Source organism: Corynebacterium sp. KPL1986, from assembly GCF_000477975.1.
Lineage (GTDB): Bacteria > Actinomycetota > Actinomycetes > Mycobacteriales > Mycobacteriaceae > Corynebacterium > Corynebacterium accolens.
On the sequence record NZ_KI515719.1, the window covers coordinates 1,313,047 to 1,331,685 of the forward strand.

The 18,639-nt window shown below is 56.4% G+C and carries 9 protein-coding genes, 3 rRNA genes and 3 pseudogenes; 6 read left to right on the plus strand and 9 right to left on the minus strand.

Features of this window, described 5'->3' with window-relative positions:
• Positions 1–10 precede the first annotated feature (10 nt).
• Both HMPREF1287_RS06170 and HMPREF1287_RS06175 read left to right on the plus strand, forming a co-directional pair.
• Complete coding sequence (locus HMPREF1287_RS06170) at positions 11–1,216, plus strand: alpha/beta hydrolase family protein (protein WP_198010365.1); 1,206 nt, start codon at positions 11–13, stop codon at positions 1,214–1,216.
• The gene (locus tag HMPREF1287_RS06175; RefSeq protein ID WP_034654216.1) at positions 1,185–3,380 is read left to right on the plus strand and encodes a bifunctional lysylphosphatidylglycerol flippase/synthetase MprF; all 2,196 of its coding nucleotides are present in this window, start codon (positions 1,185–1,187) and stop codon (positions 3,378–3,380) included. Before HMPREF1287_RS06170 ends, HMPREF1287_RS06175 begins: the two co-directional genes overlap by 32 nt.
• Here the strand turns inward: HMPREF1287_RS06175 and HMPREF1287_RS06180 are convergent.
• Positions 3,377–5,920, minus strand: a complete 2,544-nt coding sequence (locus HMPREF1287_RS06180) for an ABC transporter permease (protein ID WP_023016955.1) — start codon at positions 5,918–5,920, stop codon at positions 3,377–3,379. The two genes, HMPREF1287_RS06175 and HMPREF1287_RS06180, sit on opposite strands and share 4 nt — an antisense overlap.
• Complete coding sequence (locus HMPREF1287_RS06185; RefSeq protein WP_023016954.1) at positions 5,921–6,649, minus strand: ABC transporter ATP-binding protein; 729 nt, start codon at positions 6,647–6,649, stop codon at positions 5,921–5,923. It lies immediately after the preceding gene.
• Between the two features lie 104 nt (positions 6,650–6,753).
• Between HMPREF1287_RS06185 and HMPREF1287_RS12825 the strand changes: the two are divergent.
• Together HMPREF1287_RS12825 and HMPREF1287_RS12830 are read left to right on the plus strand one after the other, a co-directional pair.
• Positions 6,754–7,074, plus strand: a pseudogene (locus tag HMPREF1287_RS12825) (zinc-binding dehydrogenase); the annotation flags it as partial.
• 77 nt (positions 7,075–7,151) lie between these two features.
• Positions 7,152–7,313, plus strand: coding sequence for a zinc-binding dehydrogenase (locus HMPREF1287_RS12830; protein ID WP_023023751.1), 162 nt, complete (start codon positions 7,152–7,154; stop codon positions 7,311–7,313).
• A 255-nt stretch (positions 7,314–7,568) separates the two neighbouring features.
• Here HMPREF1287_RS12830 and HMPREF1287_RS06195 read toward each other — a convergent pair whose 3' ends face one another.
• Positions 7,569–8,465 (minus strand): LysR family transcriptional regulator, encoded by an 897-nt coding sequence (locus HMPREF1287_RS06195; RefSeq protein WP_034654218.1) that lies wholly within the window; start codon positions 8,463–8,465, stop codon positions 7,569–7,571.
• 70 nt (positions 8,466–8,535) lie between these two features.
• Between HMPREF1287_RS06195 and HMPREF1287_RS06200 the strand changes: the two genes are divergently transcribed.
• Entirely contained in the window at positions 8,536–9,570 is a 1,035-nt protein-coding gene (locus tag HMPREF1287_RS06200; RefSeq protein WP_005284587.1) for a YeiH family protein, read from the plus strand.
• Between the two features lie 369 nt (positions 9,571–9,939).
• Here the strand turns inward: HMPREF1287_RS06200 and HMPREF1287_RS06205 are convergent, their stop codons facing one another.
• Together HMPREF1287_RS06205 and HMPREF1287_RS06210 are read right to left on the minus strand one after the other, a co-directional pair.
• Entirely contained in the window at positions 9,940–10,275 is a 336-nt protein-coding gene (locus HMPREF1287_RS06205) for a recombinase family protein (protein ID WP_255342446.1), read from the minus strand.
• Positions 10,244–11,471 (minus strand): annotated as a pseudogene (locus HMPREF1287_RS06210) (IS3 family transposase). Before HMPREF1287_RS06210 ends, HMPREF1287_RS06205 begins: the two are co-directional and overlap by 32 nt.
• 42 nt (positions 11,472–11,513) lie before the next feature.
• On the opposite strand from HMPREF1287_RS06210, the pseudogene HMPREF1287_RS12700 reads away from it, so the two are divergent.
• Positions 11,514–11,850, plus strand: a pseudogene (locus tag HMPREF1287_RS12700) (transposase); the annotation flags it as partial.
• 16 nt (positions 11,851–11,866) lie between these two features.
• Here the strand turns inward: HMPREF1287_RS12700 and HMPREF1287_RS06220 are convergent.
• From HMPREF1287_RS06220 to HMPREF1287_RS06235, 4 genes are all read right to left on the minus strand, one after another.
• Positions 11,867–12,667 (minus strand): hypothetical protein, encoded by an 801-nt coding sequence (locus HMPREF1287_RS06220; RefSeq protein WP_023016950.1) that lies wholly within the window; start codon positions 12,665–12,667, stop codon positions 11,867–11,869.
• Between the two features lie 271 nt (positions 12,668–12,938).
• Positions 12,939–13,056 (minus strand): 5S ribosomal RNA (gene rrf, locus HMPREF1287_RS06225).
• Positions 13,057–13,213: 157 nt separating this feature from the next.
• A 23S ribosomal RNA gene (locus tag HMPREF1287_RS06230) occupies positions 13,214–16,295 on the minus strand.
• A gap of 511 nt (positions 16,296–16,806) precedes the next feature.
• Positions 16,807–18,324, minus strand: a 16S ribosomal RNA gene (locus HMPREF1287_RS06235).
• The 16S, 23S and 5S rRNA genes sit together here, the layout of an rRNA operon.
• Positions 18,325–18,639: the final 315 nt, after the last annotated feature.

Below are 18,639 nucleotides of genomic sequence, written 5' to 3' on the forward strand. Positions count from 1 at the left end.
CATTTCCGGTGTGAACTTCTTTATGAACTTGCCGTTGGCCGAGCCCGTCAACGGAGTCATATTCCTCCTCATCCTCGTCATTGCGGCGATTATCGTTATTGCCCAAAAGAAGGTGTGGCCACTAGCCATAGCCGTTATTGCCTGCGGCATCGCCTGGTTCTTCCTCCGCCACTGGGAAGTCCCCTGGCACATCTACCTAGCCTCCGTAGTCCCCTTGGCCGCGCTCCTTCGCAAGCCCAAGGTGGTCACGGTGGTGGCGGGTATCTTTTCGATCCTCGCCACCGTCGGCTTGGTCAATATGGAATACCAGACCTATCCGGATGTCGGTTCCTTGGATCCTCGCCCAGTGGCGAAGGAAATGAACTACAACGAATTCACCTCCACCCATTCAGGCGCCGCCATCGTCCACGTCGATCTCCCCGGCACCGCCTCCCATTTCTCCCCGCGCACCGCCACGGCGTATATTCCACCTGCTTATTGGACGGATCACAATCTCCCAGTCCTCATGCTCCTCCATGGAAACCCCGGCGGCCCGGATCAGTGGTTCGGTTCGGGGGAGGCGGCCGAAACCGCCGATCAATTCCAAGCGGCCAATGGCGGGCGCAGCCCCATCGTCGTCTCCGTTGATGCCACTGGCTCTGAAACCGCGAACCCCATCTGCGCCGATAGCGATGTTGCCCAAGTCATGACCTATCTTACCCAGGATGTTCCCCACGCCATTAAAAAGAAGTTCCAGGTCAATCCCGACCAGCACACCTGGACAGTCGGTGGTCTTAGCTATGGCGGAACCTGCTCGCTGCAGATAGCCACCACTCACCCCGCTGCCTTTGGCTCGGTAATCGATATCTCCGGTGAGGCGGAACCTACCATCGGCAACCATTCCGCCACGGTGCACAAATTCTTCCACGGTGATGAAGCTGCCTATAACAATCAAGACCCCGCTCACCTATTGGAACGCAAGCGCTATGACAACCTGCAGGCCATTTTCATTGCCGGGGACGATGATGCTCAGTCCGTCACCGCCTTGCGCTCGCTTGCGGATAAAGCCCGCGCCGCTGGAATGAAGACCTACTACGGCACCCGCCCGGGCGGCCATTCCTTCCAGGTCTGGCGCCCCGCCTTGCGCGAGTCCTTTGCGTGGGCGGCAACCCGCGGCGGCCTACAGGTAGACCGCGATCCCTTCGATGGAATTGGAGAAAATGATGTTCGTTCTTAGAAAGTTTCCCGTATCCATCGGCCTGCTGGCGGTGATGTGGTCGCTGCACCTCGTTGATTTCCCTTTGAAGCCGTGGCTCACGCTGACTACGGCGCATCCAGGCGCCTCCATCATCTTGACCGTGCTCATCGTCATCTGGCTCGCCCCTGCCGAGTGGCGACTCGGCTCCGCCTACACGCTCCTAGCCGGCCTTGCGGCGACGGCGATTGGGGTGCCGTTAACGCTGGGCATCGCCAAGCAGTGGCCCGATAGCACCGCGTACCTTAGCCCGATTGGTTTCATCGTCGGGGCTGCTGGGTTTGCCTCCGCGTTCATGCCGCGCTTGTGGCGCCGCCGCTTCCGCATCACCATCGTCTCCTTGACCGCGACATACGTGCTGTATTCCGGCACGCTTTCCGATGCCCTCGGCATCATCACCGCCGTAATCTCCATCACCGCCGGCCAACTGCTCATGAAGCCTGCCCCTGATACTCCGTCGATCCGCGAGCGGCGCGTGCTCATCGCCGTGTGCGTGGCCTGCGTGGCGATAGGCCCAGCCTTCATCGTTTTGGACCCGCTGGCGCAAGGGCCCTTCTCCGAGGTCACGCGACTGCTATGGGAGCCCAACTCAGACACCCTGGACCTCGCCCGCGCCCATGGCATCGGCCCGATGGTGGCTAACCTACTTCCGCTCATCCTGCAGCTCGTTTTTTGTTTCGGCCTAGTGCGCGGGCGCATCACCGCGTGGCGGCTCGCAGTAGCCTCCCAGGTCATAGCCCTAGCACTGCTCACCTACCAGCTATGGAACACTAACCCTTCTATCCCCAGCCTCATCCCCGTTACGCTGCCATGGTTGTGCGTCCTCGGAATCTTGCTAGCTAACCGCAGGTTATTCCGCACCCATGAAAACCGTACGTATCTCCTAGAAACGGTACTGCTGAGCACCCTCATTGCGCTGGTTGGGGCCGGATTGTGGATTGGTATCGCGCTGCTGCACGACCCACTTCCCCGCGTGCTCGCTGAAACCCCGTTACGCTTCCTGCCCACCATCGTGGCCATGATCCTGTCCCACTACGTCATCCCGGCTTCCTCCATATCGTGGTTCGTCTATGAATGGATAGGCAATGCCTTCTGGATCTTTGTCGCCTTCCGCCTCTACCGCGGCTTTTCCCGGCCCACTGACCCCGCGCACGAGGAGGATCTCCGCACCGCGCGACGCCTCCTCGAGTCCGGCACCGGGGACCATTTATCTTTTATGACGCTATGGAAATCTAATCGTTATTTCTTCCACGAAGATTCCTACGTTGCCTACCGCGTATCCAACGGAATCGCCTTAACCCTGGGCTCTCCTATTGGCAACGACATCAGCGCCGAATTTTCCGCCTTTGCCTCCGATCAAGGCTGGGACGTGGCGTGGTATTCCGTGGGGGCGGACTTCGCCGCGTCCCATCCCGAGCTCAAGAACGTCCAGGTTGCGGAAGAAGCCGTTTTACCCTGCCGCACCGTGGAGTTTAAGGGCAAAAAATTCCAAAACATCCGCACCCCCCGCAATAAGGCCGTAAAAGAAGGAATTCACACCCGCTGGACCTGCTGGAATGACATTGATCTTGCCACCATTGCCAAGATAACCGCGCTGAGTGAGGAATGGGTGGCAGACAAGGCCCTCCCCGAAATGGGTTTTACCCTCGGCGGACTAGAAGAGATGAAAGTCCCCGGCACCCGCCTCCTTGTAGCCGAAGACCAAGACGGTACGCTCCACGGCCTGACCAGTTGGATGCCGGTCTTTGAAAAAGGTTGCATAGCGGGATACACGCTCGACGTCATGCGCCGCAATGAACATGGATTCAAAGGTGTCATGGAACTACTTATTTCAGAAGCCATGCTCATCGCCCACTCCGAGGGCTGCGCCTGGATTTCTTTATCCGGCGCTCCCCTCGCCGGCGAAGCCGCAGCGCCAACGTGGCTCGATAACCTCCTGCACCGGCTAGGCAAAGAAGTAGAGCCCTTATATGGATTCCAAAGCCTGGCAGCAAGCAAAAAGAAGTTCCAGCCCGAAGAGCACCCTTGGTTCCTGTGCTACGACGACGAGCTGAAACTTCCTAATATCGGTCTAGCGACCGTGCACGCCTACCTTCCAGACCTCAAGACCACGGATGCGGTCAAGGCCTGGATGTCCAAGCATTAATCCGCAATCGCCTCCAGCGGCGGCGTCTTAGCCGCGCGTTGCGAAGGCCATACCGCTGCGATGACGCCCACAATGGCGGATCCCAGCAGCATGATCACCAGCATGCCCCACGGAACCTCGGCACCCCCAAGGCCTTGGTCATTCAGAATCTCAATGAAGGACCAGCCCAAGCCGAGGCCGATGAGGATGCCCATGATCGCGCCAAAGAGCGAAATCTGCACCGACTCCAGCGTAATCATCCGGCGGATTTGGCGGCGCTGCGTACCCACCGCACGCAACATGCCAATCTCCTGGCGGCGCTCGATAACACCCAAGGTCAAGGTGTTGACAATGCCCAGCACGGCAATGATCACGGCGAGTGCGAGAAGACCATAGAGGATAGCCAGCATCCGGTCGATGGCGCCAGCGGCCTGACCCGCGTATTCCTTACCAGTATTGACCTGCACCACCACGAGGTCCTTGACGGCATCCTCGAGGTTCTGGCGCAGCTCTTCCTTGTCATAGCCTTCTTGACCTAATACACCCACCATCTGCACAGAGAATTCTCCGTCAGCGGCGACTTCTTCTGCCACGTCCTGCGAAACCACCATATTTTGAATGGCCTCGATGGGCTCAAAGGTGCCGACCAGTTTGGCTTCCGCAGTCTTGCCCGGCTTGCTGCCGGTGACCTCGTAGGTCTCTCCTACCTTCCAGCCATTTTCTTTGGCGAAGTCTTCCGTGGCGGCAAAGCCGCCTTCAATATTGGCATCGCCTTCCACCATGTTCATCGCCAGCATCGAGGTGGGGTCAGCATCCACCGTCACGGTGAACAACCCGCCGGCGCCAAAGTCCAAGGAGGCCTGACCGTCCACGGCAACCGGGGCCGAGCCAACGGTAATGACCTTATCCACACCGTCTGCCTCTGCGGCACGCTCGCCGGTTTCCTTCGGCGTCGGGAAGTTTCCGGAGCTCGGGCCGGACAAAATATAGTCCGACGTAATATTTTGGTCCACGGTATCAGAGATGGAGGCCTTCATTGTCTGGCCCAGCATGCCGATGCTCGTGACCAATGCCACGCCCAAGGTCAGGGCAAAGGCCGTGGCGGCAGTGCGGCGCGGGTTACGCCGAGAGTTGGTAGCGGCCAGCTTGCCGATGGACCTGAAAGGCGCCCCAATAGCCTTGCCCAGCGTTGGTACTAGCGGCAAAGAGAGCGCCGGTCCTGCCAAGAAGAAGCCGATAATCACCCCGACGGCGCCGAGGCCGACGAGGATGGCGCGGACGTTCGTTTCGGCATCGCTAAGCACGCCCGCAAACGCCGCAATAATGCCGCCAATCATGAGGATCGCACCGAAAATCGTGCGGACCTTCAGCGAAGAACCGGAGGCCGACTCCGTCGTGCGCATCGCTTCAACCGGCTCCACGGCACCCGCGCGCCGCGCCGGAGCCCATGCGGAGACCACAGTGACAATCGTGCCCAAAATGATCGGAACTACCACGGCGGAAACGCTCAGGCCCAGGCCACCGCCAATGTCCATACCGTTGGCGCCCATAACCGCCTTGATCACGGCGACCAATCCCACGCCGGCAACGACACCGACGATGGATCCCAGAACGCCCACGATGACGGATTCCACCACAACGGAATTGGTGATCTGGCGGCGCGACGCGCCCAAAGCACGCAAGAGCGCGAACTCCTTGATGCGCTGGGCCACGATCATGGAGAACGTATTGGCAATAATAAAGGTGCCCACCAACAAGGCGATTAGACCAAAGGCAACGAGGAAGTAGTTCACAAACTTCAATGCCTCGGTCATTGCCTCACTGGTCTGCTCTGCAAGGCGCTCACCTGACTCGGCTTTGATGTCGAACTTGTCATTGAGGTCATCGACAAGCGCATTCGCATCCACACCATCGGCGGCAGAGACCTTCAGCTGGGAGGGATCACCAAAGCGCTCCAGGTAATCCGACTCATCCATGCGCAGCTCGATGCTATCGCCCTGCTCCACCGGCGGCTCCACGATGCCCGTAACCTTAACCTCATCCTGGCTATCCGGATGAACCACCAAAAGCTTCTGACCAACGGAGATATCGTATTTCTCCGCAGCGGACGAATTGATCGTTACCTCATCTTTGGCCTTTGGCTCATCGCCTTCCGTGAGTTCGCTCGCGCCACCGACGGTTTTATCCGCGGAATAGTACGGCACGAGGCTCGCAGTACCGCTTTGGGTTTGGAAGGCCTCCGAGTTTTCATCGGCAACAACCACAGTCTGCGAGTCAGCGACGTTGATGTTTTTAACGTCGTCATCATCAAGCAGCTGCTTGCGCAGCCCTTCATCCAGCTTCTGGTCGCTGTCATCGTTCTCACTGACCACCGCGTCTACCCCGCGGAATTGGTTATCCACCGCAGAATCAAAAGTGGCCTTCAATGAGTTAGTGAACATGAAAGAGCCAGCAATAAAGGCGGCGCCCAAAACCACCGCCAAAATTGTCAGGCCAAGGCGCAATTTATGCGCCAAAATATTGCGCACGGATACCCTGCGCATTGCGTTTCCGCGTGCCATTTAACCCTCAATCTCTGCCATTACATTGTGAATGGCCTCCATCGTTGGATCCTGCAGTTCGTTAACGAGCTTGCCATCAGCAAGGAAAACAACGCGATCGGCGTACGACGCCGCCTTAGCATCGTGCGTCACAATGACCACAGTCTGGTTATCCTGGTCCACCGCAGTGCGCAGAATATCCAATACCTCGGCCGAAGAATTGGAATCCAAGTTACCCGTAGGCTCATCGCCAAAAATAATCTCCGGCCGCGACACTAAGGCGCGAGCACAGGCCACACGCTGCTGCTGACCACCAGACAGCTCCGCCGGACGGTGCTCCAAGCGCTCCGCCAGCCCCAGGCGACGCGTGACTTCTCCGAACCACTGCTTATCGACGTCCTTGCCCGCAATATCGGTCGGCAGCGTGATGTTTTCCGCAGCCGTCAAGGTGGGAACCAAGTTGAAGGACTGGAAGATGAATCCCAGACGGTCTCGGCGCAGCGCCGTAATTTCCTTGTCATTGAGGTGGGACATATCGGTATCTCCGATAAACGCCGAGCCAGAGGTAGCAGAGTCCAACCCTGCCATCGTGTGCATCAACGTGGACTTGCCCGAACCCGAAGGGCCCATAATGGCCGTGAATTGGTTCTTTCCAAACTCAATGGAAACGTGATCAAGGGCGATAACGGCCGTGTCATCGCTTCCGTATTGCTTAAACAATTCAACGGCGCGTGCCGCGGCATCAGTCATAAAGCGTGTTCTCCTTGTAAATGGGAAATTACCTTTCTACATAGTAACCCGCCTGGTCGCAGTGTCCCATCATCCCATGGGCTGATTCGGGGGCCAGTTCAATTTTGGCGGGTGGGGCGTCCTTTTCGTTTGGAAGCCAAACCTGCAGTTCAGCGCCCGTTGACGGGTCGCTCTTCATTGCTGGTGGCTCGGGGGCGATCGGCACGGTCGCCATCCAACTTGCACGCCAACGCGGATGGCACGTTGCCGCATCCGCGTCGAAACCCAATCACGACTACATGCTTTCGCTCGGCGCGCACAAGGTAGTTGACTACGGCAACCCCCATTGGCGCGAGCAGATCCTGGAGTGGATGCCCAATGGCGTCGACGCTGTCTTGGCGGTGCAACCGGGCACCTCGGCGGAAAGTTTGCCCGTCGTGAAGGACGGTGGAACATTGGTGTCGATCTCCGGAGATGCACACATCTCCGAACGTGGCATACACATAACGGGGTCCCCTATCAAATGGACGTTCTCGATGATTTGGTGCAACTCATGGAGCAGATCGCCGCAGGGGAGATTCATTTGGAGCTTGAGCAGGTTTATCCGTTTGCAGATGCCCTGGCTGCCCTGGCGAAAGTACAGACCCGGAGGGCTCGAGGCAAACTCGTGCTCAGACGAGAGTAAAGCACATGGCCGAGGAACCATGCGGATTCAAGAAGGTGCTGCCTTGCCGAATTCTCAGCCGGTCCGGGTTATTTACAACTCTCTACCCCGTATTTAATTCATGGCTTGCGGGTAAGAGGCGGACGATGTTGAGCCGGAAGGGTTGGCATGTCAGACCGCCCAAGGCACGGGCACTGCTTGGGGCTCGGGACTACAGGGGGAGCATCTTGTACGGATGCTGATGACTTCTTCGAAGACGGGACTTGCTGCCACCGGCTACGGTTTGGCAGCGGCCACAGCGACCAGTTCGGCCGCGACTCCTGTCAATCGTCGAGGTCCTGACCAGACGGCCGTCAGGGGGCGGCTGATCCCTTGACCCTCAAAGGGAACGCGCAACAGGTCCCCGCTCTCGAGCTGGCTACGAAGGGCGAGTTCGCTCAGGACAGCAGGACCCGCCCCGGAAGCAACAGCAACGCGCACCGCGGCGTTGCTGGCAAGCACCTGCATCGGCTCGACAGTGACGGCCCCAGCCAACACCTCTTGCAGCGCCTCGCGGGTACCTGAGCCAGGCTCCCTGACAACCAAGGGGGTTTCCGCCAGCTCTTGCAAACCGATCCTGCTCGTACGGTTCGCCCATTCATGGTTGGGAGCGACAACTACCAGCAACTCATCCTCTTGGACGACCCGGGCATTCAACCGCATGGGAACGTTCGGGGTCTCAACGAAACCCAGTTGAAGAATGCCCCTTTGCACTTCTTGGAGAACCTGCGCCGAATTCAGCACCTGCACCTCGATGCGGACCGGCGGCAATCGACGTTTCAACTCTGTCAGCCAGACCGGTAGCAGGGTTTCTGCGATGGTCATGCTGGCCCCCACACGAAGTTCCAACGTTTCGTTGCTGCGGCTAGACCGTGACCAATCGTTGAAGCGTTGCCCAGCATCAAGTAGTTCACGGGCTTGAACAGCCAGCAACAACCCCAGTGCCGTCGGTTCCGAACCGCGGGGGCTGCGCTCAAGCAAAGCCGTTTTCATCCCCGTCTCCAGCTCCGCGATGGCTCGGCTTGCGTTGGGCTGCGCCATCCCCACTTTCCGTGCGCCTGCCCCCACGCTGCCTTCGTCCACCACGGCAACGAAGAGTTCCAGTACTTGAAGGTTCGGCCAAGCTTCGCTCATATCAAAAGCATATACCATGATGCGAAATTGCCGTCTAGCGGGCTGACGGGGATCAGTGAAGTATGGAAGTATGTCAACGCAAATACAACAGATAGATCCCATAACAGCCCGCCGCGGCTCCTACGCACTGAAAAAATATTCCCCCGGGTTGCTTTTGTGTGCGGTCGCTGTGGCAATCGCGATGACCGTTAACGTCTTCCTTCCCGGTGTCAGCCCACTGATCGTCGCGATCGTGCTCGGCATCGCCCTGACCAACGTGGTTCGCCTACCCGAGTCCACGGCACCGGGACTGACGCTGGCTTCCAAGAAGCTGCTCCGATTGGGAATCGTCTTCCTGGGCCTGCAACTGGTGCTCTCAGACATTGTCTCCCTCGGTGCGCCCATGCTCGTGGTCATCGTGTGCATCGTGGCCGGAGGCATTTTCGGAACCATCCTGATCGGGCGGCTGATGAAGATGCGTTCCGCCCAGGTTCTGCTCATAGCATGTGGTTTCTCTATTTGCGGCGCCGCCGCTGTGGCCGGAGTCGAAGGGGTCACCGACTCAGACGAAGAGGACGTGGTCACCGCCGTGGCCTTGGTGGTCATCTTCGGCACACTCATGATTCCGGCGATTCCCTTGCTCGGCCAGCTGCTGGGCATGGAGCCTGAACTCAACGGCATGTGGGCCGGTGGCTCCATCCACGAGATCGCTCAGGTTGTCGCCGCCGGAGGAATAATCGGCGGCGGGGCGCTGGCTGTCGCCGTCATCGTCAAACTCGCCCGCGTCCTGCTGCTCGCCCCGATCGTCGCGATTTTGAGCATTCGCCAACGCCGGTCAGGAAACGTCAAACCCGATGAAAAGCGTCCTGCGATCGTCCCACTGTTCATCATTGGCTTCCTGGTCATGATCGTGCTCCGTTCCACACTGGACCTGCCCGAGGGCCTCATCCACGCAGGAAGCCTCGCGCAAACGGCTTTGTTGTCCGCCGCAATGTTTGGACTGGGATGTGGGGTGAAGATCCGCAACCTCATCCGGGTCGGAGCCCGACCCTTCATCCTGGCCGCAGCCTCAACCATTCTCGTCACAGGCATCGCACTTGCAGGCATCGAACTCGTCCACCTCTGATAGGGAACCACATCCTGCAGTCTCCGCCCAAGCTGATACCTCGTCCGCCCACCACATGACCTTTTAGGAAGGAACCTGACTTGACATTTCTCACCGGTCCAGCTCCGATTATCATCGGCGTCGACAGCTCCGATTCTTCAAGGTGGGGGCGCCCTTTCTCTTTATTCGGTGAACGTTGCCCAGGCGGAGAAAGTGCAGGTAAAACCACACGCTAGCGAGACCTGGGGGCGTGCCTTCGCCAGCCCTTGTAAAAGCCGCCCACGAGGGGAAATGTGCGTAAGGCTACCTGTAGGCGTGCCTGGAACCGTAAATGTCCTGCCATGTGGCAAGCGCCGTGGGGCGTATATTCACCCGCCCCCATCGCCGCATCTATGCGTTCTTCAACGCCCGATACACAGTAGGGCGAGTGACCCCAAACTCCCGTGCTAGCTCTGCCTTTGGCTCCCCCGCCAGCACGCGCCTCTTAATCTCCGCTACCTGTTGTGGGCTAAGGGCGGGTTTGCGGCCTTTGTACTTTCCTGCCTTTTTCGCCAGCGCAATCCCCTCTGCTTGGCGTTCGCGGATAATGGCCCGCTCAAACTCCGCAAACGAACCTAAAATGCCTAGCATTAAATCCGCGCGTGGATCTGTGGTGTCTTTCGCATGAAGCGTCCTGGGTTTAGTTCCGCTTCTTTTACGGCCCTGTGTTGATGGGCTGGGTGAGATAGTACTCGGTTTCTACTTCCTGTGGGGTGGCGTAGTCCAAAGCTTCATGAAGCCGCTTGGTGTTCCACCAATGCACCCACCGCAAGGTGGCCAGTTCGACTTCTCCGACCGACGTCCACGGGCCTTGGGCATGAATCAGTTCAGCCTTGTAGAGACCGTTGACTGTTTCGGCTAGTGCATTGTCGTAAGAATCGCCGACTGTTCCCACACTCGGGCGGATTCCTGACTCAGCTAGCGCGGTGGAATACTTCCACGACACGTACTGGCTGCCCCGATCGCTATGGTGAATTAACTGGTTTCCATGAATTCGCCCTGCAGTCGTTAACGCATGCTCCAAAGCCTCCATCGGCAGCGCGTCGGTGCGCATTGTCGATCGTGTAACGACACCAACAATTTTTCGGCTGAATACATCCACGACAAATGCGGTGTAGGCGAATCCTGACAGGGTGCGAACGTAGGTAATGTCGGCAACCCACAACCTGCCTGGCGCCTGCGCACGGAAGTCTCGCTGTACAAGGTCTGGGCGATGATCCGGTGCCTTCGGGCTAATCGTTGTCACAGGGGTTCGTCCACGTCGGCGGCCGGAAACACCTGCGAGTTTCATCAGACGTGCGGTCTTGTCGCGGCCGATATGATAGCCTTCACGGTTCATGGCGTGCCACATTTTGCGGATGCCGTAGACCGAGAAATTCTGCGCATGCACACGCTGTATCTCTGGGATGAGCAGGCTATCGCTTAAGGTTCTTGCACTGGGAACGCGTGTGGTGGCTTTGCGGTAACCGCGTGAGGTGATGAATCCACGATCTGCTTGTTTAAGGACTCGGCAGATGTCCCCGGGCCCCAAACTGATCCTTATACGCGTCGATGTAGGAGATCATTTGGTCTTAGGGTCGGTCGAGTTCCGCTGCGAAAAAAGCCGAAGCAGTCTTAAGAATCCCGTTTGCTCGTTTCAGTTCGCGGTTTTCTCGGCGCAGACGCTTGAGCTCTTCTTCCATTGTTTCGCCGCCTGAAGCGTCAGAGTCATCACGTACTGAAGCGCTGTCACGGTACCAAGCCCGCAACGTGTGGTGAGATACTCCAAGCAGCTCACCGACCTCCGTGTAGGCGCGTTGCAGTGAGCAAGACTCCAGGCGGACCATTTCGATGATCTGATGGACCGCCTTCTCCTTGAACTCGACGGAATACTTTCTAGGCATAGTTCAATCCTTCCTTAGCTGAGGTAGGAACTAAACCCAGGACGCTTCAGTCTTGACGGGGCTATTTTTCATTCCGATCACGGCAGCGTGTACACCTCACAAGCGTTCAGAAACTACTGCTCGTCGCTGGGTGTACGCCAGTCCATGGGAGCGGTAGGAACGAGTGCGGATAGGCGCCCTAGCAGAATCGTTTAACGCTACTTTAAAGCGGGAAGTGATGCGTGATCGGAAAGTCTTTGAGGATCCGATCACCTGCCGGCAGGAAGTCTTCCGGTTGTGCATGCGCTACAACACCCGCAGGCGCCACTCTTGGTGCAACCTCGTAGCTCCTGATGTCTTTGAAGCCGAGACTTCAGCTACACTGGCTAAAGTCGCATAGTTAACCCCCGTCGTGTCTACTTTCCGGGGATCAGGCCCGTATGCGTGTCATCCAGGATGAGTTGGATAAGCGCCTCACCGGCACCGCACTGATTATTGTCGGCTTGGGAATCGATGTGGCGGGCGATAATAGCGGCCGTAGCTTTATCACACGTGAGGCTCATGGTGGCGCGGTTGTTATGCACTGACACGTTAAGGGTGGGCTCGACCTTGTCGGTGTCATCGTCTGCCAGATTGTGGGTGTCGATGAAGTCGCGGATAAACCGGCGGATATCCGCCACCGTGGGTACATGCTGGCACGGTGCTGTCGGGGTGAGAAAGTCTGCCAGGGCGGCATCCACGAGGCCTATGTGGTCGTGGTTGTCGCCTATACGTTCTATTTCCCTGTCGATAACCCTCAGGCGTGGTGTATCCAGGATCCACTGCTCAGAATTCGTGGCTGCCACTAGCGGTAGTTCTTGCATGCGGAAATGTGCCCTGATAATCCCCGACAGGGTGCTGTAGGTTAGGCCTAAATCTTTAGCCAGGCTGGTCAGTGTCAAGTCCACGTCGTCGTCGAGGTCTGGAAGGAGTGACTGGTAGAAAAACCAGGAGTTCTTCCGGGCGTGTGCTCCAGCTGCGGCAATAGGATTGTCTGGCGTGTTGGTGGCATAAAAGACTACCGGTACCTCCCTCTCAGCCTCACCATCAGAGTCGTAATCAGGATCAGTGTTGGTGTCGTAGTCCAGTGGCTCGCCGGCTTTACGGGTATTCCCCGGCGTGGTGTCGCCTACTGGCTCGTGGTCTGTCGTGGTAGGTGGTGGTGTGTTAGTTGTCATCGTGGTCGTATCCCCCGGGGAGTACTACACCCTCAAAAGTGTCGAATGTGTTTTCGCCTAACAGGGATTCACCCTATCCACCACACCTGACACTAGGGGGTAAAACCACGACACCTACCACGCATTCCCCCAGCTCGACAGGGTACACGTCGCAAATACCAACGGGGGTAAAACACCAAGTAGTCCCCGAAACACCAACCACCCAGAATTATTCGGGGTGGTGGTCTTTCGGGGACTACCAGAATCACTATTTTGTTGTTTTGTTGTTTGGTGTCGGCGGTGACTTACTCTCCCACAACCTCCCGGTTGCAGTACCATCAGCGCGTACAGGCTTAGCTTCCGGGTTCGGAATGGGACCGGGCGTTTCCCTGTAGCTATGAACCACCGACAAACCTATCAGAACACTACCCACCACAATTGTGTGGGTGTTGTGTCAGATACTGCATAGTGGACGCGACACACACGATAATGTGTATTTTTGTTTGTTTACTCGCTTCACAAGTTCACCCAACAATCATCCCCACACGTGGTGTTTGGGTTGTTGTGGTGTGTTTGTTTTGGTCAATTAGTACCAGTAGCCTTCACACCTTACAGTGCTTCCAAGTCTGGCCTATCTACCCCATAGTCTTTAGGGGACCTCAAAAGAAACCTCATCTTAAAACAGGCTTCCCGCTTAGATGCTTTCAGCGGTTATCCCTTCCGTACGTAGCCAACCAGCGATACCCCTGGCGGGATAACTGGCACACTAGAGGTACGTCCGTCCCGGTCCTCTCGTACTAGGGACAGCCTTCTTCAAGTTTCAACGCGCGCGGCGGATAGAGACCGAACTGTCTCACGACGTTCTGAACCCAGCTCGCGTGCCGCTTTAATGGGCGAACAGCCCAACCCTTGGGACCTACTCCAGCCCCAGGATGCGACGAGCCGACATCGAGGTGCCAAACCATCCCGTCGATATGGACTCTTGGGGAAGATCAGCCTGTTATCCCCGGGGTACCTTTTATCCGTTGAGCGACACCACATCCACAAGTAGGTGCCGGATCACTAGTCCCGACTTTCGTCCCTGCTCGACATGTCTGTCTCACAGTCAAGCTCCCTTGTGCACTTACACTCACCACCTGATTGCCAACCAGGCTGAGGGAACCTTTGGGCGCCTCCGTTACATTTTGGGAGGCAACCGCCCCAGTTAAACTACCCACCAGGCACTGTCCCCAACCCAGATCATGGGCCAAGGTTAGATGCTCAATCCGATCAGAGTGGTATTTCAACAACGACTCCACCACCACTAGCGTGACGGTTTCACAGTCTCCCACCTATCCTACACAAACCGAACCAAACACCAATACCAAGCTATAGTGAAGGTCCCGGGGTCTTTTCGTCCTGCCGCGCGTAACGAGCATCTTTACTCGTAATGCAATTTCACCGGGCCTGTGGTCGAGACAGCAGAGAAGTCGTTACGCCATTCGTGCAGGTCGGAACTTACCCGACAAGGAATTTCGCTACCTTAGGATGGTTATAGTTACCACCGCCGTTTACTGGGGCTTAAATTCTCAGCTTCGCTAACAAACGTTAACTAACCGGTCCTCTTAACCTTCCAGCACCGGGCAGGCGTCAGTCCATATACATCAACTTAACGTCTTCGCATGGACCTGTGTTTTTGATAAACAGTCGCTTCCCTCTATTCTCTGCGACCCCACAACACTCCAACCGCACAGGGTCTTCACGTCACAGGGCCCCCCTTCTCCCGAAGTTACGGGGGCATTTTGCCGAATTCCTTAACCACAGTTCACCCGAACGCCTTAGTATCTTCAACCTGACCACCTGTGTCGGTTTAGGGTACGGGCCATACACACACTCGCTAGAGGCTTTTCTCGACAGTACAGGATCACCACCATCAACCCGCTTAGGGTCTACGCATCACGCCTCAACCTCTATGTGTGGCGGATTTACCTACCACACGGCCTACACGCTTACACCACCAATCCACTAAGTGGCGCGGCTACCTCACTGCGTCACCCCATCACTTGAACCACACATCAGGCCCCACGACATCAACACCACCAACACTCAAAAAAGTGCAAAGGTAGCGTATCCGCAGTGGTTAGTATCCGTGCTTTATCATGGGCGCACATGTACGGGTACCAGAATATCAACTGGTTATCCATCGACTACGCCTGTCGGCCTCGCCTTAGGTCCCGACTCACCCTGGGAAGACGAACTTGACCCAGGAACCCTTAGTCATCCGGCGGTAAGGATTCTCACCTTACAATTCGTTACTCATGCCTGCATTCTCACTCGCACACAGTCCACGCCTCCTCACGGTAACGCTTCCACCCATGCACGACGCTCCCCTACCCAAACAACAAAAAAATGTTGCTTGCCGCGGCTTCGGCGGTGTACTTGAGCCCCACTACATTGTCGGCGCAGAACCACTCGACCAGTGAGCTATTACGCACTCTTTCAAGGATGGCTGCTTCTAAGCCAACCTCCTGGCTGTCTTCGCGATCCCACATCCTTTTCCACTTAGTACACCCTTAGGGGCCTTAACCGGCGATCTGGGCTGTTTCCCTCTCGACTATGAAGCTTATCCCCCACAGTCTCACTGCCGCACAACACAATTGATGGCATTCGGAGTTTGGCTGACATTGCTAAGATTGTAGTCCCGCTCAACCAACCAGTCGCTCTACCTCCACCAAGCTAAATGCGACGCTGCACCTAAATGCATTTCGGGGAGAACCAGCTATCACGGAGTTTGATTGGCCTTTCACCCCTACCCACAGCTCATCCCCGCAGTTTTCAACCTACGTGGGTTCGCGCCTCCACAACCTCTTACAGCTGCTTCACACTGGCCATGGGTAGATCACCCCGCTTCGGGTCCAGGACATGCCACTTATCACCCCATTAGGATTCGGTTTCCCTACGGCTACCCCACACGGGTTAACCTCGCGACATGCCGCTGACTCGCAGGCTCATTCTTCAAAAGGCACGCCATCACACACAAACAGGTGCTCTGACGGATTGTAAGCACATGGTTTCAGGAACTATTTCACTCCCCTCCCGGGGTACTTTTCACCATTCCCTCACGGTACTATCCACTATCGGTCACACTGAGTATTTAGGCTTACCGGGTGGTCCCGGCAGATTCACAACAGATTCCACGAGCCCGTTGCTACTCGGGAACCCAACAACCCCCACATCATCATCTTCAGCTACAGGACTCTCACCTACTCCGGCAGATCATTCCAAACCACTTCACCTAACAACAATGCAAAAAGGGCGTGCCACTGGTAGATGACACAAAATCAGGCCCCACAACACCGCACACACAACCCCTACCAGGTATCACATGCACACGGTTTAGCCTCATCCACGTTCGTTCGCCACTACTAGCAGAATCATTATTATTTTCTCCTCCTACGGGTACTGAGATGTTTCACTTCCCCGCGTAACCCCCACAACAGCTATGAATTCACTGAAGGGTAACCCCACATAACCAGGGCCAGGTTTCCCCATTCGGACATCCTCGGATCAACGCTTTATTGACAACTCCCCGAGGCTTAACGCAGCCTTACACGTCCTTCATCGGCTCAGCATGCCAAGGCATCCACCATGCGCCCTCAATAACGAACACACCAACCACCACACACAAACCACACAACCAACAAAAGGTCACACAATCCGTATGCAGTGGCAACAAGTGAACTTGACAAAATAAACAAAAAGAAAAATCACATCACACACACAACACCACCCACACACAAGCAGATGGCATCACGTGAGATGCTCGCGTCCACTATACAGTTCTCACACAACACCCCGAACCAGCAACAAACACCACCACAATGAATGGCATCCATCAACCAGTCAGGCACACAAAAAAGGGGGATAATGCCCCAGACACCCAACAATGCACCAACGTACAATCAACACTCATTTTCGTATACATGGACACTTTTACGCATGTCACAAAGCACCATTCAAACACTTAGTCCTGTCGATTAAGGTGTATGTCCTACCCGGAATTTCCACACAACGGTGGCAGCAGAACACTCGCCTACTCAACCACCAACCCACACAACACTGTGGGCAACCCACAAACAATGGGTCCTAGCTGCAACTGCAGCCTAGTAAAAGCTCCTTAGAAAGGAGGTGATCCACCCGCACCTTCCGGTACGGGTACCTTGTTACGACTTCGTCCCAATCGCCGATCCCACCTTCGACGGCTCCCTAACACGTTTAGGCCACCGGCTTCGGGTGTTACCAACTTTCATGACGTGACGGGCGGTGTGTACAAGGCCCGGGAACGTATTCACCGCAGCATTGCTGATCTGCGATTACTAGCGACTCCGACTTCATGGGGTCGAGTTGCAGACCCCAATCCGAACTAAGGCCGACTTTCAGCGATTCGCTCCACCTCACAGTGTCGCAGCGCGTTGTACCGACCATTGTAGCATGTGTGAAGCCCTGGACATAAGGGGCATGATGATTTGACGTCATCCCCACCTTCCTCCGAGTTAACCCCGGCAGTCTCTCATGAGTCCCCAACCAAATGCTGGCAACATAAGACAAGGGTTGCGCTCGTTGCGGGACTTAACCCAACATCTCACGACACGAGCTGACGACAACCATGCACCACCTGTACACCAACCACAAAGGGACGAACTATCTCTAGCCCAATCTGGTGTATGTCAAGCCCAGGTAAGGTTCTTCGCGTTGCATCGAATTAATCCACATGCTCCGCCGCTTGTGCGGGCCCCCGTCAATTCCTTTGAGTTTTAGCCTTGCGGCCGTACTCCCCAGGCGGGGCGCTTAATGCGTTAGCTACGGCACGAAAGTCGTAGAAAGACCCTCACACCTAGCGCCCACCGTTTACGGCATGGACTACCAGGGTATCTAATCCTGTTCGCTACCCATGCTTTCGCTCCTCAGCGTCAGTAACTGCCCAGTAACCTGCCTTCGCCATCGGTGTTCCTCCTGATATCTGCGCATTTCACCGCTACACCAGGAATTCCAGTTACCCCTACAGCACTCAAGTTATGCCCGTATCGCCTGCACGCCCGGAGTTAAGCCCCAGAATTTCACAGACGACGCGACAAACCACCTACGAGCCCTTTACGCCCAGTAATTCCGGACAACGCTCGCACCCTACGTATTACCGCGGCTGCTGGCACGTAGTTAGCCGGTGCTTCTTATCTAGGTACCGTCACAAAAAGCTTCGTCCCTAGCGAAAGGAGTTTACAACCCGAAGGCCTTCATCCCCCACGCGGCGTCGCTGCATCAGGCTTGCGCCCATTGTGCAATATTCCCCACTGCTGCCTCCCGTAGGAGTCTGGGCCGTATCTCAGTCCCAATGTGGCCGTACACCCTCTCAGGCCGGCTACCCGTCGCCGCCTTGGTAGGCCATTACCCCACCAACAAGCTGATAGGCCGCGAGCTCATCCTACACCGAAAAAACTTTCCAACCACCACACTAAAGATGGTTCCTATCCGGTATTAGACCCAGTTTCCCAAGCTTATCCCGAAGTGCAGGGCAGATCACCCACGTGTTACTCACCCGTTCGCCACTCGAGTACCCTGCAAGCAGGGCCTTTCCGTTCGACTTGCATGTGTTAAGCACGCCGCCAGCGTTCGTCCTGAGCCAGGATCAAACTCTCCACAAAAAGAATTTCAGCACAACACTGAAAAGGCCGTGAAAAGCCCAAACCTAACCAAAAGAACAAACCACCACAAACCCACAAAAGCAGGCCCATGCTGGCGTCCAAAAATTACTACAAAGAAAAAATAAACTGCCTCCCCCAACCCGACGGGGCACAAAAAAGGGAGACAAAAAGTTGAACACAATCACATGCCAACCAATCCATCAATGCAGCCGAAACACTAAACAGTATTCAAAAAGATGCGTATTCCAACACCTTACCGGCACACACCAACCAACAAACCACCATTAGGTTCGCCGGCCAACAGACCAATCAACA